This window comes from Bradyrhizobium sp. USDA 327, assembly GCF_041262065.1.
Lineage (GTDB): Bacteria > Pseudomonadota > Alphaproteobacteria > Rhizobiales > Xanthobacteraceae > Bradyrhizobium > Bradyrhizobium liaoningense.
Genome location: NZ_JBGCCW010000001.1, coordinates 7,843,754 through 7,864,719, shown reverse-complemented (window position 1 = coordinate 7,864,719; position 20,966 = coordinate 7,843,754). Strand labels below are relative to the sequence as shown.

The window sequence follows — 20,966 nt, the reverse complement described above, 5'->3', positions numbered from 1 at the left end:
GACAGGCTCATGCCTATCAAAACCCGCATAACCTAAGTTAGGTTCCTCAACCCCAACACAAGCTGAACGGGATTGCGTAACGATGCCGCAACGTCGCTCATCCGCCGTTCATGTTGGCGCGCGCACGGTCGTCGCGGGCCGCGCGCTGCAAGCGTCACGAAACCATAACAATGCGGGACCGGCGCAACCGATGTCAGGATTCAAGACGACCGCATTTCACTGCCTGCTGGCTTTCTCGATCTTGCTTGCGACGCTGATTGCACGCGACGTCAGCGCGACCGAGACCAACGCGCCCGTTGCGATCCACTTCACCTTCGACCGCCCGCCGGACGCAAGCATGGCGCCGTTTTTCCTTGCGGCGAAGGACGGCAGGTTCGGCGCCGAGCGCCTCAACGTGTCCTTCAACAGCGCAAGCGGATCGCCGGAGGCGCTCGCGCGCGTCGCCAGGGGCGACAGCGAGCTTGCGCTCGTCGACATCAACGAGCTGATCCGCTTTCGCGACAAGGACGACGCGGCGCCGGTCAAGGCGGTGTTCGTGCTGTTCAACAGCGCGCCCTACGCGATCGTCGCGCGCAAGAGCCGCGGCATCCAGCTGTTGGCCGATCTCGATCACAAGGCCGTCGGCGTCACCGACAGCGATCTGTCGATTCGGCTGTGGCCGGCGCTGGCGCGGCAGAACGGAATCAATCCATCGCGCGTCAAATTCCACAAGATCAGCGCGGCGGTACGCGAGCCGATCCTCTCCGCGGGCCAGGTCGATGCGGTCGCCGGCTTCAGCTATCTCTCGGCGGTGAACCTGCGCGACCGCGGCGTGCCCGGAGCCGATCTCGTCGTGCTGCGCTACGCGGACTACGGCTGCGAAGCCTACGGCTTTGCCGTGGTAGTCAATCCCGCCTTTGCCGCAGCAAAGCCGGACGCGGTGAAGGGCTTCGTCCGCGCCTTGATGGCGGGCATCACCGCGACCGTCAGGGAGCCGGGGCGAGCGGCGGAGGAGGCAGCGAGCCGCATCGACGACGGCGACCGCAACCTGGAGCTGGAGCGCCTGCGCACCATCCTCGCCGACCACATCCTGACGGACGAGGTCAGGCGCAACGGCCTCGGCGGCGTCGAGCCGGCGCGGCTGGAGCGCTCGATCGACCAGATCGCGCAGGACTTCAAATTCCGCAAGCGGCCCACCGCGGGTGACATCTTCGATGACCGGTTCCTGCCACCGGTCGCCGGGCGGCTGATCAATTGAGCAAAACTGACAGCTTCCGCTATATCTCCCGCACGATCCCTGCTTAAAATACGGGCTCCGTTACCCACTCGAGTTCGTCGCTCGCATGTCGATCCTCCGTCTCTACACCCGCGTTCTCGAACTGCTCGGCAAGGAAGCGCGGCTGGGCTGGATGCTCGCGGTCGCCAATCTCCTGCTCGCGGGCACGCAATTCGCCGAGCCTGTGCTGTTCGGCCGTATCGTCGACGTGCTCTCGGGCAAGTCGGTGGCCGGGTCGAACTCGGCCTGGCCGTTCCTGGCTGCCTGGGTCGCGTTCGGGCTGTTCACCATCGCGTGCAGCGCGCTCGTGGCCTTGCAAGCCGACCGGCTCTCGCACCGCCAGCGTCAGGCGGTGCTGACCAGCTATTTCGAGCACATCCTGCAACTGCCGTTGACCTTCCATTCCGGCACCCATTCCGGCCGGCTGATGAAGGTGATGCTCAACGGCACGGACGCGCTGTGGCGGCTCTGGCTCGGCTTCTTCCGCGAGCATTTTGCCGCGATCCTCTCGGTCGTGGTGCTGCTGCCGCTGTCGCTCTACCTGAACTGGCGGCTGGCGATTCTGCTGTTCGTGCTCTGCATCGTCTTCACCGCGCTGACCACCTTCGTGGTGCGCAGGACCTTCGGCATGCAGATGGCGGTCGAGGAGCACTACAGCGAGCTCTCCGCGCGCGCCTCCGACGCGCTCGGCAACGTCGCGCTGGTGCAGAGTTTCGTGCGCGTCGAATCTGAGGTGAAGGGGCTGCGCTCCGTCGCCGACGAGCTGCTGGCCGCGCAGATGCCGGTGCTGTCGTGGTGGGCGCTGGTCACCGTGATCACACGCGCCTCCACGACCATCACGGTGCTCGCGATCTTCACCTTCGGCATCGCCCTACACGACCAGGGGCTCACCTCGGTCGGCGACATCGTGATGTTCGTGAGCTTCGCGACGCTTTTGATCCAGAAGCTCGAGCAGGTCGTGAGCTTCATCAACAACGTGTTCATGGAAGCCCCGCGCCTGCGCGAGTTCTTCAATGTGCTCGACGCCGTGCCCGCGGTGCACGACCGGCCCGACGCAATCGATGCCGGCCGGCTGTCGGGCCTCGTCGAGTTCAACGACGTCACGTTCTCCTATGACGGCAAGCGGCCTGCGATCGAGGACCTCACCTTCACCGCCCTGCCCGGCCAGACCATTGCGCTGGTCGGCCCGACCGGCGCCGGCAAGTCGACTGCGATTGCGCTGTTGCATCGCGCCTTCGATCCGCAGTCCGGCGTCATCAAGATCGACGGCATGGACGTGCGCGGCGTCACGCTGACCTCGCTGCGGCGAAACATCGGCGTGGTGTTCCAGGAAGCGCTGCTGTTCAACCGCTCGATCGCCGATAATTTGCGCGTCGGCAAGCCGGACGCGACCGAGGCCGAGATGCGCAAGGCGGCGGAGCGCGCGCAGGCGCTCGAGTTCATCGAGCGCAGCGGTGGCTTCGAGACCAATGCCGGCGAACGCGGCCGCATGCTCTCCGGCGGCGAGCGCCAACGCCTGTCCATCGCCCGTGCGCTGCTGAAGGATCCGCCGATCCTGATCCTGGACGAGGCTACCAGCGCGCTCGACGCCGTCACCGAGGCCAAGGTGAATGCCGCTCTCGACGAAGTGATGAAGGGCCGCACCACCTTCGTGATCGCCCACCGCCTATCGACCATCCGCAACGCCACGCGGATCCTGGTGTTCGAGAATGGGCGCGTGATCGAAAGCGGAACTTTCGATGAACTCGTGGCCAAAGGCGGCCATTTCGCCGAGCTTGCCAGGGCCCAGTTCATGGTTCAGGAGGACGCACGGGCCAGCGTGACGGCGGCCGAGACTGCCGCGACGGCTGCCAAATCCCCATAGCAAGTCCCCACGGCACCGTCGAAATTCGGCCTATTTCATTGCGGAATACCGCGGCGATCCCCCTATTCTCGACGCACGAGCCGGTATAGGTTTGCGACGCCGCAAGCGGCGGCGCTGGATTTCAGGAACCGACCATCAGATCACGAGAGCCGACCGGAACCGGCGGATCTCCAAGGACCGGAATCGGATAGTGCACGCCCTTCGCCCGCTGCTTCGCAAATCGCTGTTCAACCTGTTCGCTGCGGGCCTCGCATGCGCCGCATTGCTCGCGCCGCGCGCGGCGAGCGCCGAAGCGCTGCTGCTGATCGAGGCCGACAGCGGCAAGGTGCTGCAGGCCGACAACGCGACCATTCCCTGGTATCCGGCCTCCGTCACCAAGATCATGACCGCCTATGTCACGCTGAATGCGGTCAAGGACGGCAGGCTGACGCTCGACACGCTGCTCACGGTGTCGCCGACGGCGGCCTCGCAGTCGCCCTCGAAGATGGGATTCCGCCCAGGAACGCAGCTCACGGTCGACAACGCGCTGAAGATGATGATGGTCAAGTCGGCGAACGACATGGCCGTGGTGCTGGCCGAAGGCGTCGGCGGCTCGATCGACGGCTTCTCCGCAATGATGAACGACACCGCGAAGAAGCTCGGCATGACGCAGACGAGCTACGTCAATCCGAACGGCCTGCCCGCCGACGGCCAGATCACGTCCGCGCGCGATCTCGGAATCCTGGCGCGCGCGTTCCTGCGCGACCTGCCGGAATACGAGTACTTCGCACACATCCCGGCGATCCGCTTCGGCAAGCGCGTGACCGGTAATTTCAACAAGCTGATCGGCCGCTATCCCGGCGCCGACGGTTTCAAGACCGGCTTCATCTGCGCCTCCGGCTACAACCTCGTGGCCTCGGCCACGCGCAATGGCCGCCGGCTGATCGCGGTGGTGCTCGGCGCCAGTTCCGGCACGGCGCGCGCGGTGAAGGCGGCGCAGTTGCTCGAGCGCGGCTTCGCTCAAGACAATCTCACCTGGCTGCGCCCCTCGCTCGGCACCGTCGACAATCTCGTGCCGGTCGACGCCTCGCCGCCGAACCTGCGCGACGAGATGTGCGGGCCCCACCGCAGGCGGCCGGCCAGTGACGACGACGATGCGCTGATTGCGGCCAATGGCGGCGCGACCGGATCGGCCTCGGCCACTGGCGGAGAAGCCCAGGTCACCTTCTTCACGGCGGGCCTGCAGCCGCCCCTGATGATGAAGGCTTCCGAGCTGATGGCCTCGGCCCCCGCGGCGGCCGAACCCGTGCTGGTCTATACCGGCCCGACGCGCACCGGCACCGCCCTGATCGCGGCGGTCGCGGCCGATGCCGACCAGCAGGCCGCGTCCAAGCCGCGCGGCAAGAAGTCGCGCGTCGCCAAGAAGCCTGACGCCGCCGACAAGCCCAAGGATGGAAACAAGGACGCAGGCAAGGACACCAAGACGGCGGCGGTGAAGCCGGACGCCAAGTCCGAAGCCAAGTCTGCCGCCAAATCCAGTGCCAAGAGTGACGCCAAGGGTGACGCCAAGACCGCAGCCAAGCCGGCCGGGTCCAAGCAAGCCGCGACCAAACACGATGCCGTGGCGAAGCCTGCGGCAGGCGGCGATCAGGCGGCCAAGCCCGCCAAGCCCAAGGCCGCGACCAAGCCCGCCGCTGCCGCCAAGCCGGCGAACAACAGTTAACGTTTCCCGGGATTAAACCGCAGCCCGCGCTTCGCACCCGCGGCAGCGCGGTTTGCGACGATTCCAGTAGCTACGCCCCGACCTTTGCCCTAAGCCACGACGGCTTGCCACCAGTTCCGGCAGGCTGGATACTGGCGGCAATGCGGCAAGCCCGTGACACAACGGGCTCTGGTCAATGAGGGGAGTTTTCCATGGAGCGCATCTGGCTCAAGCAATATCCGCCCGGCGTGCCCGCCGATATCGAGCCGACGCAATACGCATCGCTGGTCGACCTTCTGGAGGAGAGCTTCACCAAGTTCGCCGACCGCAAGGCGTTCATCTGCATGGACAAGTCGATCAGCTATCGTGACCTCGACCAGATGTCGGTCGCGTTCGCCGCCTACCTGCAGGGCCGCGGGCTGCAGCGCGGCGCCCGTGTTGCGATCATGATGCCGAACGTACTGCAGTACCCCGTCGCGATCGCCGCCGTGCTGCGCGCCGGATACGCGGTCGTGAACGTCAACCCGCTTTACACCCCGCGCGAGCTCGAGCACCAGCTCAAGGATTCCGGCGCCGAAGCCATCATCGTGCTGGAGAACTTTGCTCACACCGTCGAGCAGGTGATCGCGAAGACGCAGGTGAAGCACGTCATCGTCGCCAGCATGGGCGACCTGCTCGGCTTCAAGGGGATCATCGTCAATCTCGTCGTCCGCCGGGTCAAGAAGATGGTCCCGGCCTGGTCGCTGCCGGGGGCGGTGGCGTTCAACGACGCGCTCTCGGCCGGCCGCGGCATGACGTTCAACAGGCCGAAACTCTCGCCGGGCGACGTCGCGTTCCTGCAATATACCGGCGGCACCACCGGCGTCTCCAAGGGCGCGACGCTGCTCCATCGCAACATCGTCGCCAACGTCCTGCAGAACGACGCCTGGCTCCAGCCGGCGCTCACCGCGCCGCCACACGTCGACCAGCTCATGATCGTGTGTGCACTGCCGCTCTATCACATCTTCGCCCTGACGGCCTGCTACCTGCTCGCGGTGCGCGCCGGCGGCTGCAATCTCCTGATCCCCAACCCGCGCGACATTCCCGGCTTCATCAAGGAGCTGGCGAAATACCAGGTCAACAGCTTCCCGGCCGTGAACACGCTGTACAACGGGTTGATGCACCATCCCGACTTCAAGAAGCTCGACTTCTCCAAGCTGAAGATCTCCAACGGCGGCGGCATGGCGGTGCAACGCCCTGTGGCCGATCAATGGAAGGCGATCACCGGCTGCTTCATCGCCGAGGGCTACGGCCTGTCGGAGACCTCGCCGACGCTGACCTGCAACCCGGCGACGGCGACGGAGTTCACGGGATCGATCGGCATCCCCGTGCCCTCGACCTGGATCTCGATTCGCGACGACGACGGCAACGAAGTCCCGCTCGGCCAGCCCGGCGAGATCTGCGCCAAGGGCCCGCAGGTGATGTCGGGCTACTGGAACAGGCCGGAAGACACCGCGAAGGTGATGACGGCGGACGGTTATTTCCGCACCGGCGACATCGGCATCATGGACGAGAAGGGCTACACCAAGATCGTCGACCGCAAGAAGGACATGATCCTGGTCTCCGGCTTCAACGTCTATCCGAACGAGGTCGAGGAAGTGATCGCGAGCCATCCGGGCGTGCTCGAATGCGCCGTGATCGGCATCCCCGATTCCAAGTCGGGTGAGGCGGTGAAGGCCTTCGTGGTGAGGAAGGACCCCAACCTCACCGCCGAGGCGGTGATCAAATTCTGTCACGAGCAGCTCACCGGCTACAAGGTGCCCAAGCACATCGAATTCCGTACCGACCTGCCGAAAACCAATGTCGGCAAGATTTTGCGCCGGCAGCTCCGCGACGAGCAAAAGGCCGAAGCGGCGTAAGCCGCTCCTCCGGTTGATGACCGACGTCGACGACATCTCGCCGTCAGGCATTCTCGCCTTCTGGCGCGAGGCCGGCCGCGAGCGCTGGTACGCGCGCGACGAGGCTTTCGACGCGGAAATCGGGCGCCGCTTTCTCATGCTCTGGCACAAGGCGGCCGCCGGGGAGCTGGCGGACTGGGCGACGAGCGACGACGGCGCGCTGGCGCTCGTCATTCTGCTTGACCAGTTTCCGCGCAACATGTTTCGCGGCACGCCCCAAGCCTTTGCCAGCGATGCGCTGGCGCGCGACGTTGCCCGCCGCGCCATCCATCGGAGGACCGATCGCAGGATCGATCCCGCCCTGCTCGAATTCCTCTACATGCCCTTCATGCATTCCGAGCACCTGGCGGACCAGGAGCGCTGCGTCGCGCTGTTCGAGGGCGCCGGTGACGCCGAGAGCCTGAGATACGCCCGGGAGCACGCAGACATCATCCGCCGCTTCGGCCGCTTTCCTCACCGCAACCGCATCCTCGGCCGCGAGACCGCGCCGGAAGAACAGGCTTTCCTGGACGGGGGCGGCTTTGCCGGCTGATGACGTAGCCATGAAGGCCGGGCGGCCTTGCTGCTTCCTCGGCCGGCAATATTGTGCAGTCCCGCCGCACGGTCTAAAACGCGGGACCGATTTCCAGGGAGACTGATGATGGCGATCCAGATTGGCGAAAAGCTACCCGAGGCGAAATTCCGCGTGATGACGGCGGAAGGCCCGCAGGTGAAGACCACCGACGACATCTTCAAGGGCAAGAAGGTGGCGCTGTTCGCGGTGCCCGGCGCCTATACCGGCACCTGCCACAAGATGCATCTGCCGAGCATCTTCCTCAACGCCTATGCCATCAAGGACAAGGGCGTCGACACCATCGCCATCGTCTCCGTCAACGACGCCTTCGTCATGAACGCCTGGAAGCGCGACACCGACCAGCGCGACGAGGCCGTCTTCCTCGCCGACGGCAATGCCGACTTCACCAAGGCGATCGGCATGGAGCTCGACGCCTCCGCCAACGGCCTCGGCATCCGCTCCAAGCGCTATTCGATGCTGGTCGAGGACGGCGTGGTGAAGAAGCTGAACCTCGAGGCAATGCCCGGCAAGGTCGAGGTCTCCGGCGGCGATACGCTGCTCGGGCAGCTGTAAGCGCTTCGCGACAACAGACGCTGTCATGCCCCGGCTTGACCGGGGCATCCAGTACGCCGCGGCCTCTCGGCTCAATCACAACCGACTCTGGAATACTGGATCGCCCGCCTTCGCGGGCGATCACAGTTGAAGGTGGAGCGACGACGTCGTCGCCTACTCCCGCACCCGCTGCTGCAACCGCGCCATCGCGATGCCGTCGCGCGCGAGCTGATCGGCGCGCTCGTTCTCTGGGTGCCCGGCGTGGCCCTTGACCCAATGCCAGCGGACCTCGTGCTGCTTCAGCGCGGCATCCAGGCGCTGCCATAGCTCCACATTCTTCACCGGCTTCTTGTCGGCGGTGCGCCAGCCGTTGCGCTTCCAGCCGAAGATCCAGCCCGTGATGCCCTGCCGGACATACTGACTGTCGGTGTAGAGATCGACCGTGCACGGCTTCTTCAGCGCCTCGAGCGCGGAGATCGCCGCCATCAGCTCCATCTGGTTGTTGGTGGTATGTCGCTCGCCGCCGTTCAGCTCCTTTTCCTTGTCGCCGAACTTCAGGATCGCGCCCCAGCCGCCCGGCCCGGGATTTCCCGAGCAGGCGCCGTCGGTGTAGATCGTGACATTGGGAAGCTCGCTCACGCCACCAGCCCCGACGGCGTCAGCCCATAGTCTCGCACGCTCGTCACGCTCTGGTGGAAGCGCAGCTTGCGGAAATATTCGAGGGGATCCTTCGGCCTGACCAGCGCGCCCGGCGGCACGTTGAGCCAGTCGACCAGCCGCGTCAGCAGGAAGCGGATCGCAGCGCCGCGCGCCAACAGCGGCAGCGCCGCCTCTTCCGTCTCGGAGAGCTTGCGCACCCGGCCATAGGCGTTGAGAAAAGCGCGCGCCTTGGTGACGTTGAAGGAATGATCCGGCTCGAAGCACCAGGCGTTGAGACAGATCGCGACGTCATAGGCCAGCATGTCGTTGCAGGCGAAGGTGAAGTCGATGATGCCCGAGAGCTTGTCGCCGAGGAAGAAGACGTTGTCGTTGAAGAGGTCGGCGTGGATCACGCCCTCCGGCAGATTGGTCGGCCAGACGCCGCTCGAGAGATAATCGAGCTCGGCGGCAAGAAAATCGCGCAAGCCCGGCTGCACCTCGTCGGCGCGGCTTGAAGCCGCGTCGAACAGCGGCCGCCAGCCGGAAACCGAGAGCGCATTGGTGCGCTTGATCGCAAAGTTCGCGCCGGCCAGATGCATCTTCGCCAGCCCGTCGCCGACCCCGGCGCAATGGGCCGCATTCGGCTTGCGCGGCCAGATGCCTTCGAGAAAGGTGATGATCGCCGCGGGCCTGCCTGCCAGCTCGCGCAGGGCCTCGCCATCTTTCGCCTTCACAGGCAGCGGACAATTGACGCCGTGCTCGGCCAGATGCGTCATCAGCGCGAGGAAGAACGGCAGATCGTTCTTCGCCACGCGCTTCTCGTAGAGCGTGAGAATGAACGAGCCCTTGCTGGTGTGCAGCAGGAAGTTGGAGTTCTCGACACCCTCGGCGATGCCCTTGTAGGAGAGCAATTCGCCGAGATCGTATTGTTTCAGGAAATCCGCAAGCTCGTCGGCGGCGACGTCGGTGTAGACCGCCATAAAGATCTACTCGGCGGCAGCTTCGGGGCGCACCTGACGCGGCAGCGGGAAGAACTCGTTCTCCTCCGCGGCCGAGACCGTCTCCACGTGCAGCGTGTAGCGCTCGGCGAAGGCGTCCATGATCTCCTCGACGATCACTTCAGGCGCGGAGGCGCCCGCCGTGATGCCGAGACTGGTGATGTTGCCGAACCTGGTCCAGTCGATGTCGGTGGCGCGCTGCGCCAGCACCGCGATCTTGCAGCCCTCGCGCTCGGCGACCTCGCGCAGGCGCTGCGAGTTCGACGAATTCGGCGCACCGACCACGATCAGGGCGTCCACCACCGGCGCCACCTTCTTCACCGCGAGCTGGCGGTTGGTGGTGGCGTAGCAGATGTCTTCCTTGTGCGGGCCGTTGATGTTCGGGAAGCGCTCCTTGAGCAGCGCCACGATCTCCGCGGTGTCGTCGATCGACAGCGTGGTCTGGGTCACGAAGGCGAGGTTGTTGGGGTCCTTCGGTGTGATCGTCTTGGCGTCCTCGGCGGTCTCGATCAGGGTCACGGCGCCGGGCGGAAGCTGGCCGAGCGTGCCGACCACTTCGGGATGGTGGGAGTGGCCGATCAGGAAGATCTCGCGGCCGCGCTTGAAGTGGATCGCGGCCTCGCGGTGGACCTTGGTCACCAGCGGGCAGGTCGCATCCAGCGAGAACAGATTGCGGGACTGGGCGTCGGCCGGAACCGACTTCGGCACGCCATGCGCCGAGAACACCACCGGGGCGGTGGTGTTTTCCGGGATTTCAGCGAGCTCCTCGACGAAGATGGCGCCCTTCTTCTTCAACCCATCGACGACGTACTTGTTGTGCACAATCTCGTGGCGAACATAGACCGGGGCGCCGTACTTATCGAGCGCCCGTTCCACAGTGTCGATCGCCCGGACCACGCCGGCACAGAAGCCGCGGGGAGAACAAAGCACGATCTTGAGGTCTGGTTTGGCTGACATTGAGCGATCTCGGGACCGAATCGCCCGTTTCGCCTTCTGGCGGGGGCGGTCGATGGATGGAATAGGGGCTTAAAACGGTCGGCTTGAACCCTACAGCGGTTCAAAGGGAATTGGGCCCCCTTTCGGGCGGTGTCAAGGCACTATCTATAGCAGAACCATTGCGTGGCTACCCCCTCCCGGCTTATATAGCGCGAATTCCATGTCATCGCTGATGACCACCGGTTTCGCCTCCAGAGGGGTGGGCGAAGCACAAAGGAGATTTGCCATGAGCAACGCACCTCTGATGCCCAAGGCGACCGCCGTCTGGCTGCTCGACAATACCGCGCTGACCTTCGACCAGGTCGCCGATTTCACCAAGATGCATCCCCTCGAGGTCCGCGCGATCGCGGACGGCGACGCCGCCCAGGGCATCAAGGGCATGGATCCGCTCTCCAACGGCCAGCTGACCCGCGAGGAGATCGAGAAGGGCGAGAAAAACCCGGATTACCGGCTCCGCCTCCAGGAGAGCAAAGTGGTGCTACCGCCCCAGCCCAAGCGCAAAGGACCGCGTTACACCCCCGTCTCGCGCCGCCACGAACGTCCGAGCGCCATCCTTTGGCTGCTGCGCAACCATCCGGAACTCAAGGACGCCCAGATCATGCGCCTGGTCGGCACCACCAAGAGCACGATCGCGAGCGTGCGCGACCGTACCCACTGGAACACATCGGCGCTGACCCCTATCGACCCCGTCACCCTCGGCCTGTGCTCGCAGATCGAGCTCGATTTCGAGGTGCAGCGCGCTGCCAAGGAAAAGCCGATCGACGCAACCTATGGCGGCGCGACCCTGCTGCCGGCCTCCGAGACCACCCGCAAGGACGAGTACGAGCCCGCGGAGAAGTCCAGCGACGATCTCAATGTCGACGCCGTGTTCGCCAAGCTGAAGACGCTCGGCGGAAAGAAGCACGAAGACGAGGAGGAGTAGTTCCTCTCTCGTTCATTCACCATCGAATGCAAACGCGGCGGGAAAACCCGCCGCATTTTTGTTTCGTGTACTCCACCCTCGGTGGGTCGTCCCCGCGAACGCGGGGACCCATAACCCCAGGACGTAGTTTGGCGAAGACTTGTCGTTTGGTACTTCTACCAACAACAATCGATAAATTCCGCGGTATGGGTCCCCGCGTTCGCGGGGACGACAGCGGAATTTGTCGCGACGCCAATGCCCTCTTTTGGCGCGCTCTCAGAACTTATACGTCACACCCGCGCCGACCAGCCACGGATCGATATGCGCGGTGCCGGTGACCGGCAGGCCGGAGACGGTCGCCGAGTAGTTCGGACGCAGCCAGAGCTTCTTGACGTCGACGTTGAGACCCCAGTGCCGGTCGATCATGTAGTCAAAGCCGAACTGGACGGCGCCGCCCCAGGCGTTGCTGACGTGCAGGTTGGTGGTGGTGGCGACGATCGCGGGCGGACCGGCGATTGCAGCCGGCGCATTCGCGGCGGAATTGTTGAAGAACACCGTGTAGTTCACGCCGGCGCCGATATAGGGCTTGAACGCGCCGAAATTGTCGAAGTGATATTGCAGCGTGAGCGTCGGCGGCAGCAGCGTGGTCTTGCCGATCGGCAGGTTCGCCAGCGAGCCGGTGCCGCTGATCGAGTGCCTGGTCACGCCAAGGATCAGCTCGGCCGCGATGTTCTTGGTGAAGAAATAGCTGATGTCGAGCTCGGGGACGACCTGATCGCTGATCGAGAGGCCGGAATTCGGCGAAGAAAGCGAGGGCACGCCCGCCACGTTCACGCTGCTGCCGCCGCCATCAGGCAGCACGCCGAGCGCGCGCAGGCGGATCATCCATGGATTGAACGCCTCTACCGGCGGCGGCGCCTTCTTGTAGACCGGCAAATCGGCAGCCTGCGCCGAGGCAAAGGTGCCCACGAGCATCGCGCCAATCGTGGCGAGCCGCGCCAGGTTTCTCGTCGTTCTATGCATTTCAATCCCCTTCAGCCATCTCTCGCGCATCGTTGCGCGACATCAGCGTCAGAGCAGAAAGGGGACAGTGAAGGATTTGATGCCGATCAAATCAGGCGAAACGCGGTACGATTTGTGTCGCGGCGTTGCAGATGTGTCACGAAAAGCGCGAATGCAAGGCGCGAGGCGCGGCACCATGATGCCGCGCTCACATCAGGGCCGCTCGGGATGGTTCAGCATGTACTCGCCGAGGTCGCGCTGGCGGCGGTCGGCGCGGGCGATGGCGGCATTGCGCTGGACGTCGCGATCCTTACGGCAGGCCACGTATTCCGGCGAGCCCTGCGCATAGCCACGGCTCAGGCAGACCGCGTCATCGTCGTCGCCGCCCATCGCCACCGGCGTCTGGTAGCGCGCGGAGCAGGCGGAGAGCATGAGGCCCGCAAACACAATCGCAAGAAACGACTTCGAATTCATGGCAGCTCTTTCGTCCTCATGGTGAGGAGCCCGCGCAGCCGGCGTCTCGAACCATGAAAGGCCCGGATGCAGCAGCGGGGCCTTTCTTCCTTCGAGACGCGCGCAGGGCGCGCTCCTCCGGATGAGGGTTGAGCGGAAAAATGCGACCTATTCAAGCCCCATCGGGACCGTCACACCCTTCCCTTCAGCGCCTCCCCGATCTCGTCGAGTGCCTTGGGATCCTCGATGGTCGCCGGCATGGTCCAGGATTCGCCGTCGGCGATCTTCTTGATGGTGCCGCGCAGGATCTTTCCGGAACGCGTCTTGGGCAGGCGGCCGACGGTGATGGCGAGCTTGAAGGCGGCGACCGGGCCGAGCTTGTCGCGCACCAATGCGACGATCTCCTTCTCGATCTCGGCCGGCGGGCGCTTCACGCCGGCCTTGAGCACCAGGAAGCCGCAGGGCACCTCGCCCTTGATCGCGTCCTTGACGCCGAGCACGGCGCATTCGGCGACATCAGGATGCGAGGCCAAAATCTCCTCCATGCCGCCGGTGGAGAGCCGATGGCCGGCGACGTTGATGATGTCGTCGGTGCGGCCCATGACGAAGACATAGCCGTCCTCGTCCTTGTAGCCGGCATCGGAGGTTTTGTAATAGCCGGGGAATTCGCTGAGGTAGGCCTCCTTGAAGCGCTCGTCCTGATTCCACAGCGTCGGCAAACAGCCCGGCGGCATCGGCAGCTTGATGACGATCGAGCCCATGGTGTTGGGGGCGACCGGCTTTGCCGCTTCGTCGACGACATCGACCTGGTAGCCCGGCATCGGCACCGTCGGCGAGCCGTGCTTCACGGGCAGCATGCCGAGGCCGACCGGATTGCCGGCGATGCACCAGCCGGTCTCGGTCTGCCACCAATGGTCGATCACGGGCACCTTCAGCTGCTGCTCCGCCCATTCCACCGTCGGCGGATCGGCGCGCTCGCCGGCGAGGAACAGCGTGCGGAATTTGGAGAGGTCGTACTGCCGGATGAATTTTCCTTCCGGATCGTCCTTGCGGATGGCGCGGAATGCGGTCGGAGCGGTGAAGAAGGCCACCGCCTTGTGCTCGGAGATCACGCGCCAGAACGCGCCGGCATCGGGCGTGCCGACCGGCTTGCCCTCGTACATGATCGAGGTCGCGCCATGAAACAGCGGTCCGTAGACGATGTAGCTGTGGCCGACCACCCAGCCGATGTCGGAGCCGCACCACCAGACCTCACCCGGCTTGACGCCATAGAGGTTGAACATCGACCATTTCACCGCGACGAGATGCCCGCCATTGTCGCGCACGACGCCCTTCGGCACGCCGGTCGTGCCCGAGGTGTAGAGGATGTAGAGCGGATCGGTCGCGGCGACAGGCACGCAGGGCGCCTTCTTGCCGTCGTTCATCGCCCTGCGGCGCAGGCTGGCCCAGTCGTAGTCGCGGCTTGGCGTCATCTCGCAGGTGAGCTGCGGACGCTGCAGCACGATACAGGCTTTCGGCTTGCTGCCGGCAAGCCTGATCGCCTCGTCGAGCAGCGGCTTGTAATGGACGATACGGCCGGGCTCGATGCCGCAGCTGGCGGAGAGGATCAGCTTCGGCTGCGCGTCGTCGATGCGGGTGGCGAGCTCTTTCGCCGCGAAGCCGCCGAACACGACGGAGTGCACCGCGCCGATGCGCGCGCAGGCCAGCATCGCGACCACCGCTTCCGGCACCATCGGCATGTAAAGGATGACACGGTCGCCCTTGGCGACCCCGAAGTCCTGCATGACGGCGGCGAGCGCCTGGACCTCGTTCAGCAGTTCGGCATAGGTGAGTTTTGTGACCGAATTGGTCAGCGGCGAATCATGGATCAGCGCGACCTGGTCGGCGCGGCCGCGTTCGACATGGCGGTCGAGCGCGTTGTAGCAGGTGTTGACGACGCCGCCGGCGAACCAGCGGCCGTAGGTTCCTTGCGAGGGATCGAAGATCTTTTTCGGCGGCTCGATCCAGTCGATCTCCTTCGCCGCCTCGGCCCAGAAGCCAGCGGGATCGGCCAGCGAGCGCGCATGGACCTCATGATAACGACTTTTGCCGTCGGCGTTCCCTTGGACGTTCATTCCCGCGCTCCCGTGCCTTATTCGCCTGCCCTTGACCCTTGTGGCAGGACAGGCGCCCCGCCATGACCAGGATCAATTGCCGGCCTTGTTGTGAAGCTATTTTCGCGGGAACGGGCCGCGGTTCAAGCTCAAAAGGATGGGCCTTTCGGGGAAGACACACCTACCGCCGCGCGGGCGGTGCGCCCCCTCGCCCCGCTTGCGGGGGGCGGGGTCTCCGGAAGGACGGTGGCGGTTCGACTCGAGGAGAGACGACGAGTTCGGAACGCTTCTCAGCTCTCCATCGCGTTCAGCTTCTGCAACCGCTGCTGCATGATCTTCTTCAGATCATAGTCGGGGCGGCCGAAACTGGCGTTGCGCGTGGCGAGGAAATCGCGCTGCGTCCTGCGCAATTCGCCGGCCGAGCGCTTGTTCGCCAGCTTCAGCACGCGCTCGTAGGCCTCGGCGATCTGGCGGTCGAGCACGCCGAGCTGCGGATCGGCACAGATCACCTTCTCGACCTCGCGCTTCGCCGTCGCGCAATCGAACGACGGGCCGTTGCCGGAAGCCGCATTCAGCGGACGCAGCGGCTCGGCACCGAACTTCGCGATCTCGGCGATCATGGCGCGGCGGCCGTTGGCTGCATTCTCGTTGCCCGGATCGAGCTTCAGCGCCGTCTCGTAGTCCGCCAGCGCCTTCTTGCGCTCGCCCATCTTCTTGTAGAGCACGGCACGGTTGTTGTAGGTCTTCGCAAAATTCGGATCGAGCTCGAGCGCGGCGTCATAGTCGCTCAGCGCGGCCCCGAGCTCGCCCTTGAACTGGTAGGAATCGCCGCGGTTGGTCAGGAAGTTGGCGCGCCGCTCACGCCGGATCGCTTCGTCGTAATCGGCGATGGCCTTGTCGTACTCGCCCATCGCGGCATAGGCGAGGCCGCGATTGTCGTAATATTCCGGCACCTTCGGATCGAGCCTGATGGCCGCGGTGTTGTCGGCGACCGAATTGTCGTTCTGGCCGAGCTTCTTCCAGGCCGCGCCGCGGTTGGTGTAGGTGCGAGGCCGGTTGGGGTCGAGCCGCAGGGCCTCGTCGAAATTCCTGATCGCCTTCTCGTTGTCTCCGCCGAGATAATAGGCCACGCCGCGGTCGGACCAGGCCTGCGCATCGTCCGGCTTCAGCTTGATCGCCTGGTCGTAATCGGCAAGCGCGCGGTCGAGCCGGCGCTGATTGGTGTAGACCACGCCGCGCGACTCGTAAGCCTCCGCATCCTGCGGATCGAGCTCGATCGCCCTGGTCAAATCGGCCGCAGCGCGGCTGAGATCGCCGCCGGCCTCGCGCAGGAGGTCGCCGCGCAGGCGCCAGGCCTTTGCGTTCCTGCCGTCGAGCGCGATGGCGCGGTCCAGATCGCGCAGCGCCTGCGATTGCCCTCCAAGGGTTCGCGCATTGGCTTCGGCGCGGACAACGAGGGCCGCGCTGCGATCGGAGGCCGAATTTGCAGTCTTGTCGATGATGGCGCTGCATGCCGCAATCAACTCTGCCGGGGCAGCCTTGCTGCCCAGCACGCACTCGGTGCTCGCCGAGGCTGGGGAAGCGAGAACAAGGCTCATTGCCGCGCTGAGGAAAAAGGCGCGAAGCGAGATTTTGGCAGGCGAAGGCGCTTGCGCGGAGGCTTGAGTGCCGCACATGACAGAGGGCTCCGTGACGTCGGGTTCTCACCGTTGTCGCGGCTGGCAAGGGATGGGTTCAAATCGGGCCCGTCCGCGCCGTCATGGCCGGGCCTGTCCTTGGCCTGTCCCTGCCATCGACGTCTTACCCGCGGCACACAGACCGTGGATGCCCGCGCCTTCGCAGCGCCGAAGGGCTTCGGCCCCGCAGGCGGGACAAGCCCGCGCATGACGGCTCCTCGTGAGCCGAAGGCCCGTCAATATCCGTCGACCCCGTTCAACCGTTGCAGGCGCGCTTGCATCGCCTTTTTGAGATCATAGCCCGGCCGGCCGAAACCGGCATTGCGGCGCGCAATGAATTCATCCTGCTCGCGCTGGAGCGCCTTCGCTTCATCCGCATTGCGCGCCGCGCGGATCACGCGGGCGTTCGATGCAAAAATCTCCCGGTCGAGATCGGCGAGCTCGCGATTGCCGCAGATCGCCCTTTCCACCGCGCGGCGCGCTCGCGTGCAATTGAAGCTGGGCTTGCCGGCGACCGCCATCTGCGCGCCGATTCGCTCGAGCTCGCGCGCCATCGCCTTGTGATTGGCCTTGGCCTTCGCGTGGTTCGGATCGATCTTGAGTGCTGCGCCGAAATCCTGCACCGCCTTGGGCTTGTCGCCCTTCTTCAGCCAGAGCTCGCCGCGCGCGTTGAAGATATCGGCGAGGGTCGGATCGAGCAAAAGAGCGCGGCTGTCGTCGGCGATCGCACGGTCGACCTGGTCGTGCCGCGCCAGCAGTGCGCCGCGCGCGATCAGTGCCTTGATCAGATCCTCCTTCGCCGTCTTCTCATTGTCGATCACGGCAGCGCAGGCGGTGGCCGCCTTGTCCACGTCGTCGGCCGCGGTCGCCGCGAGGCAGAGCTCGACATCGACCTGCGTCACCGCAACCGGCTCGCCTCCGGTCGCAGCATTGGCCGCGGCGAGCGAGAGTGCGTAGAGCAGACCGGCGCCGAACAGGTGAATGAGAGAACGCATGCTCGTTGCAGTTGGAGAGTCTTGTCTTAGGGTCTTGCCTTGGCGCCGTACTATCCATCATACGGCCGGTTTGGTGCTAGCTTGGGGCGCCGCTCAGATCGTCTCGGGGATCATCGTGTCGACATTCGAATGGATCATTGCACTTCTGCTCGGCGCTGTTGCCTTATCGGCGCTGGCGCGGCGGATCAAGGTCCCTTACCCGACCTTTCTCGCCATCGGTGGCGCGCTGATCGCCTTCGTGCCGTCCAGTCCGTCCTGGGCGCTGGAGCCGGACCTGGCCTTGGCCCTTTTTGTCGCACCGGTCCTGCTCGATGCCGCCTTCGACACCTCGCTGCGCGATCTACGGAACAACTGGGTTCCGGTCTCGACCCTGGTGGTCGCCGCAGTCGGCCTGACCACGGCCGCCGTGGCCTATGTCGCACACCGGCTGATGCCCGACATGCCCTGGGCCGCCGCGGTCGCGCTCGGCGCGATCGTGGCGCCGCCGGATGCGGCCGCTGCCGTCGCAATCCTGAGCCAGGTGAAGCTGCCCCACCGCATGGTGAAGGTGCTTGAGGGCGAGAGCCTGCTCAACGACGCCAGCGCGCTTCTGATCTATCGCATCGCCGTCGGCGCGGTCGCCACCCAGCATCTGACATGGAGCCAAGTCGCGCCGACCATGGTGCTGGCCCTCGTCGGCAGCGTCGTCGCAGGTCTCGCCGCAGGCCGCATCATTCCGCTGTTCATGGAGCGGGTGAGGGAAGCGCCGAGCGCCATCATCGTGCAGTTCGCCACCACTTTCCTGGTCTGGATCGCCGCCGAGCATCTCGGCCTCTCCGGCATCCTCACCATCGTGGTCTATGCCATCACGGTCGCACGGACGGCGCCGGCGCGCATGCCGGCGCGGCTGCGGGTGCCGTCCTATGCGGTCTGGGAGACGATGGTGTTCGTGCTCAACGTGCTCGCCTTCATGCTGATCGGCATGCAGATGCGGCCGATCTGGACGCGGCTCGACGCGGACGTGCGCTGGGAATATTGCGTGGCCGCCGCCTGGATCCTGCTCACGGTGATGCTGGTGCGGCTCGGCTGGGTGACGTTCTATCGCACGACCCTGCGCGTGCTGATCGCACACGGGCTCTATCATCCGAAGGATCCGAAGCAGATCGCTTCGCCCAAAGGCGGCCTCATCATCTCCTGGTGCGGCATGCGAGGCCTCGTTACGCTCGCGACCGCCTTTGCCCTGCCGGAAAGTTTTCCCTATCGCGACTTCATCGTCTTCATCGCCTTTGCGGTGGTGCTGGGATCGCTCGTCATCCAGGGCCTGACGCTGCGGCCGCTGATCCTCGCCTTCGACCTCAAGGACGATGATCCCGTCGGCATCGAGGTCGCGCGCGGGCGCGCGGTCGCCTATCGCGCGGCGCTCGATGCGATCGAGAGCGATCCGTCGGAGGAGGCGGAAATCCTGCGGCTCGAATATCGCGCCATCCTGATGCAGGCCGAGACCGATCCGAACGGCGGCATCGCCAATGGCGAATTGCCCGCCGATCCCCTGCGCCGCCGCGCCATCGAGGCCGCGCGAAAAGCGATCTTCGACCTCCGCGCCACCGAGGTGATCGGCGACGACGCGTTTCATCGGCTGGAGGAAGAGCTCGATCGCGCAGAACTGAGCGCAGGCGGATAGATCGACGACGATGGTGGGGTTTGAACCAAACCTCGCCTTCCCAGACTCACTCCAGATGACAACTCTGATCGACGACCGTCGTGTGCGCGCGCGTGATGCGTCGCCTGCACGATATTTTTATCTCCACATGGCCCTGGCCTGCGCGGCCACCGCCTTTCTCGGCTTCGCGCCGACCTATTGGGTGCCGCTCGCCAACCGGACGCTCTCCGCAAGCCCCGTGATTCACTTTCATGGACTCTTGTTCTTCACATGGTCGCTCTATTTCGTGCTCCAGACCTGGCTCGCGGCCTCGGGCCGTGTGGTCAATCACCGCTCGCTGGGCATCGCCGGCGTATCGCTCGCGACCGCGATGACGATTTTCGGTTTCCTCGCCTCGGTGCACGTCATGCAGCATTCCGCCGCGCTCGGGCAGAAGGAAGCCGGCATCGGCTTCTCGATCGTGCCGATGAGCGGAATCGCGTTCTTCGCCGTGGTGTTCGTGCTGGCGATCATGAACACGCGCAGACCGGAGGTCCACAAGCGCTTGATGCTGCTGGCGGCGGTCTCGATCCTCGATGCCGCGATCGCGCGCTGGTTCCTGACCTTCCTCGCCCCTCCCGGACCGCCCGGCCCGCCGCCGGTGCCCGTGACGATTGCGCCGGCTGTCGTCGCTTCCCTACTGCTCGTCGTCGCCATGGTGCGCGACTGGCGCACCGAAGGCCGCGTGCATCCGGTCTACATCTACGGCACGCTCGCGCTGCTGGCGGTGAAGGTGCTGAACTGGCCGGTCAGCGAGAGCGCCGCGTGGCATGCCTTCGCCGGCGGCATCCTGACGCTGGCGCAGTAGGTAGCGACAACCTCCGTTGTCATCCCGGATCGGCGCGCTTAAGGGCGGGCTGGTCCGGGACGACGGTGGAGATTGCACTAAGCCCCCGCCTTGCACGTGATCCCGCCGTCGACCACGAGCTCGATTCCCGTCACGTATTTCGACTCATCCGAGGCCAGGAAAAGCGCGGCGTTGGCGACGTCGAAGGCATCGCCCATATGGCCCATCGGCACCTGCGCATCGCGCGCGCGCCACATCGCTTCCACGTCGCCCTTGGCGTAGCTGGCGGCAAGCCCCGCTGAATGTTCGACCATCGGCGTCTTCATCAGGCCGGGCAGGATCGCGTTGACGCGGACATGATGGCGCGCGAACTCGATCGCCGTGGTGCGCGTCATCTGGTTCATCGCCGCCTTCGAGGTGCCGTAGGTGACGTAGGAAATGCCCATGTGGCGGATCGAGGCGATCGAGGAGATGTTGATGATCGAGCCGCCGCCCTGCTTCACCATGACGGGGATGACATGCTTCATGGCGAGATAGGCGCTCTTGAGGTTGACGCTGAAGACGCGGTCCCAGCTTTCCTCGCTCACCTCGACCACGCTGCCCATCTCGGCGATGCCGACATTGTTGTCGAGCACGTCGATGCGGCCATAGGCCTTCAGGCACGCTGCGACCATCGCCTCGATCTCGCTTGCGCGCGACACGTCGGCGGTGAACGCCGTCGCCTTGCCGCCTTCCTCGATGATGATCTTCGCGGTCTCCTCGGCCGCAGCACCATTGCGATCGACGCAAAACACCTGCGCGCCCTCACGCGCAAACGTCACCGCGGTTGCCTTGCCATTGCCCCAGCCGGGCCCAATCGAGCCGGCGCCCACCACCATCGCAACCTTGCCCTTGAGCCTATCCATC

The 20,966-nt window shown here is 65.1% G+C and carries 18 protein-coding genes; 9 read left to right on the top strand and 9 right to left on the bottom strand.

Features of this window, described 5'->3' with window-relative positions; genetic code table 11:
- The first annotated feature begins 190 nt into the window (after positions 1–190).
- From ABIA42_RS37145 to ABIA42_RS37120, 6 genes are all read left to right on the top strand, one after another.
- A complete protein-coding gene (locus tag ABIA42_RS37145; RefSeq protein WP_370116042.1) occupies positions 191–1,237 on the top strand; it encodes an ABC transporter substrate-binding protein in 1,047 nt (348 codons plus the stop codon).
- Between the two features lie 85 nt (positions 1,238–1,322).
- On the top strand, positions 1,323–3,119 hold the full coding sequence (locus ABIA42_RS37140) for a glucan ABC transporter ATP-binding protein/ permease (RefSeq protein WP_370116044.1): 1,797 nt from the start codon (positions 1,323–1,325) through the stop codon (positions 3,117–3,119).
- A gap of 190 nt (positions 3,120–3,309) precedes the next feature.
- Positions 3,310–4,821, top strand: coding sequence for a D-alanyl-D-alanine carboxypeptidase family protein (locus ABIA42_RS37135; RefSeq protein WP_370116046.1), 1,512 nt, complete (start codon positions 3,310–3,312; stop codon positions 4,819–4,821).
- A 191-nt stretch (positions 4,822–5,012) separates the two neighbouring features.
- Positions 5,013–6,698, top strand: a complete 1,686-nt coding sequence (locus ABIA42_RS37130; protein ID WP_370116048.1) for a long-chain fatty acid--CoA ligase — start codon at positions 5,013–5,015, stop codon at positions 6,696–6,698.
- Positions 6,699–6,714: 16 nt separating this feature from the next.
- On the top strand, positions 6,715–7,269 hold the full coding sequence (locus ABIA42_RS37125; RefSeq protein ID WP_370116049.1) for a DUF924 family protein: 555 nt from the start codon (positions 6,715–6,717) through the stop codon (positions 7,267–7,269).
- 108 nt (positions 7,270–7,377) lie between these two features.
- The gene (locus ABIA42_RS37120; protein WP_271527072.1) at positions 7,378–7,863 is read left to right on the top strand and encodes a peroxiredoxin; all 486 of its coding nucleotides are present in this window, start codon (positions 7,378–7,380) and stop codon (positions 7,861–7,863) included.
- A gap of 153 nt (positions 7,864–8,016) precedes the next feature.
- On the opposite strand, the gene rnhA is transcribed toward ABIA42_RS37120, so the two are convergent.
- From rnhA to ispH, 3 genes are read right to left on the bottom strand one after another with little or no spacing between them, the layout of a single operon-like run.
- Positions 8,017–8,481, bottom strand: coding sequence for a ribonuclease HI (gene rnhA / locus ABIA42_RS37115; RefSeq protein WP_091895107.1), 465 nt, complete (start codon positions 8,479–8,481; stop codon positions 8,017–8,019).
- Positions 8,478–9,461 carry a homoserine kinase gene (locus tag ABIA42_RS37110; protein ID WP_271527073.1) on the bottom strand — a complete coding sequence of 328 codons (984 nt, stop codon included), beginning with the start codon at positions 9,459–9,461 and terminating at the stop codon, positions 8,478–8,480. Before ABIA42_RS37110 ends, rnhA begins: the two co-directional genes overlap by 4 nt.
- A 6-nt stretch (positions 9,462–9,467) precedes the next feature.
- Complete coding sequence (ispH, locus tag ABIA42_RS37105; RefSeq protein WP_061024173.1) at positions 9,468–10,436, bottom strand: 4-hydroxy-3-methylbut-2-enyl diphosphate reductase; 969 nt, start codon at positions 10,434–10,436, stop codon at positions 9,468–9,470.
- 265 nt (positions 10,437–10,701) lie between these two features.
- Here ispH and ABIA42_RS37100 point away from each other — a divergent pair, with 265 nt between their 5' ends.
- Complete coding sequence (locus ABIA42_RS37100) at positions 10,702–11,397, top strand: DUF1013 domain-containing protein (protein WP_271527074.1); 696 nt, start codon at positions 10,702–10,704, stop codon at positions 11,395–11,397.
- A gap of 255 nt (positions 11,398–11,652) precedes the next feature.
- Here the strand turns inward: ABIA42_RS37100 and ABIA42_RS37095 are convergent, their stop codons facing one another.
- The 5 genes from ABIA42_RS37095 to ABIA42_RS37075 all read right to left on the bottom strand — a co-directional run bounded on the left by ABIA42_RS37095 (position 11,653) and on the right by ABIA42_RS37075 (position 17,595).
- Positions 11,653–12,399: an OmpW family protein gene (locus tag ABIA42_RS37095; RefSeq protein WP_028180280.1), complete on the bottom strand. Its 747-nt coding sequence runs from the start codon at positions 12,397–12,399 to the stop codon at positions 11,653–11,655.
- Between the two features lie 192 nt (positions 12,400–12,591).
- On the bottom strand, positions 12,592–12,852 hold the full coding sequence (locus tag ABIA42_RS37090) for a hypothetical protein (RefSeq protein ID WP_271527075.1): 261 nt from the start codon (positions 12,850–12,852) through the stop codon (positions 12,592–12,594).
- 170 nt (positions 12,853–13,022) lie between these two features.
- Positions 13,023–14,945, bottom strand: coding sequence for a propionyl-CoA synthetase (locus ABIA42_RS37085; RefSeq protein ID WP_370116054.1), 1,923 nt, complete (start codon positions 14,943–14,945; stop codon positions 13,023–13,025).
- Positions 14,946–15,214: 269 nt separating this feature from the next.
- Positions 15,215–16,600 carry a tetratricopeptide repeat protein gene (locus ABIA42_RS37080; RefSeq protein ID WP_370116056.1) on the bottom strand — a complete coding sequence of 462 codons (1,386 nt, stop codon included), beginning with the start codon at positions 16,598–16,600 and terminating at the stop codon, positions 15,215–15,217.
- Positions 16,601–16,836: 236 nt separating this feature from the next.
- Positions 16,837–17,595, bottom strand: coding sequence for a tetratricopeptide repeat protein (locus ABIA42_RS37075; RefSeq protein WP_370116058.1), 759 nt, complete (start codon positions 17,593–17,595; stop codon positions 16,837–16,839).
- A gap of 115 nt (positions 17,596–17,710) precedes the next feature.
- Between ABIA42_RS37075 and ABIA42_RS37070 the strand changes: the two genes are divergently transcribed.
- Both ABIA42_RS37070 and ABIA42_RS37065 read left to right on the top strand, forming a co-directional pair.
- Entirely contained in the window at positions 17,711–19,255 is a 1,545-nt protein-coding gene (locus tag ABIA42_RS37070; protein WP_370116060.1) for a cation:proton antiporter, read from the top strand.
- 55 nt (positions 19,256–19,310) lie between these two features.
- A complete protein-coding gene (locus ABIA42_RS37065; RefSeq protein ID WP_370116062.1) occupies positions 19,311–20,081 on the top strand; it encodes a hypothetical protein in 771 nt (256 codons plus the stop codon).
- Positions 20,082–20,158: 77 nt separating this feature from the next.
- Here ABIA42_RS37065 and ABIA42_RS37060 read toward each other — a convergent pair whose 3' ends face one another.
- Positions 20,159–20,965, bottom strand: a complete 807-nt coding sequence (locus ABIA42_RS37060; protein ID WP_271527081.1) for an SDR family NAD(P)-dependent oxidoreductase — start codon at positions 20,963–20,965, stop codon at positions 20,159–20,161.
- Between the last annotated feature and the right edge of the window lies 1 nt (position 20,966).

Excerpts from the sequence above, each read along its gene's own strand:
- ABIA42_RS37145 (WP_370116042.1), top strand. The coding sequence starts at position 191 with ATGTCAGGATTCAAGACGACCGCATTTCACTGCCTGCTGGCTTTCTCG.
- ABIA42_RS37080 (WP_370116056.1), bottom strand. The coding sequence starts at position 16,600 with ATGTGCGGCACTCAAGCCTCCGCGCAAGCGCCTTCGCCTGCCAAAATC.
- ABIA42_RS37075 (WP_370116058.1), bottom strand. The coding sequence starts at position 17,595 with ATGCGTTCTCTCATTCACCTGTTCGGCGCCGGTCTGCTCTACGCACTC.
- ABIA42_RS37090 (WP_271527075.1), bottom strand. The coding sequence starts at position 12,852 with ATGAATTCGAAGTCGTTTCTTGCGATTGTGTTTGCGGGCCTCATGCTC.
- ABIA42_RS37095 (WP_028180280.1), bottom strand. The coding sequence starts at position 12,399 with ATGCATAGAACGACGAGAAACCTGGCGCGGCTCGCCACGATTGGCGCG.
- ABIA42_RS37060 (WP_271527081.1), bottom strand. The coding sequence starts at position 20,965 with ATGGATAGGCTCAAGGGCAAGGTTGCGATGGTGGTGGGCGCCGGCTCG.
- ispH (WP_061024173.1), bottom strand. The coding sequence starts at position 10,436 with ATGTCAGCCAAACCAGACCTCAAGATCGTGCTTTGTTCTCCCCGCGGC.
- ABIA42_RS37085 (WP_370116054.1), bottom strand. The coding sequence starts at position 14,945 with ATGAACGTCCAAGGGAACGCCGACGGCAAAAGTCGTTATCATGAGGTC.
- ABIA42_RS37140 (WP_370116044.1), top strand. The coding sequence starts at position 1,323 with ATGTCGATCCTCCGTCTCTACACCCGCGTTCTCGAACTGCTCGGCAAG.
- ABIA42_RS37120 (WP_271527072.1), top strand. The coding sequence starts at position 7,378 with ATGGCGATCCAGATTGGCGAAAAGCTACCCGAGGCGAAATTCCGCGTG.
- ABIA42_RS37130 (WP_370116048.1), top strand. The coding sequence starts at position 5,013 with ATGGAGCGCATCTGGCTCAAGCAATATCCGCCCGGCGTGCCCGCCGAT.
- ABIA42_RS37110 (WP_271527073.1), bottom strand. The coding sequence starts at position 9,461 with ATGGCGGTCTACACCGACGTCGCCGCCGACGAGCTTGCGGATTTCCTG.
- ABIA42_RS37065 (WP_370116062.1), top strand. The coding sequence starts at position 19,311 with ATGACAACTCTGATCGACGACCGTCGTGTGCGCGCGCGTGATGCGTCG.
- ABIA42_RS37125 (WP_370116049.1), top strand. The coding sequence starts at position 6,715 with ATGACCGACGTCGACGACATCTCGCCGTCAGGCATTCTCGCCTTCTGG.
- ABIA42_RS37100 (WP_271527074.1), top strand. The coding sequence starts at position 10,702 with ATGAGCAACGCACCTCTGATGCCCAAGGCGACCGCCGTCTGGCTGCTC.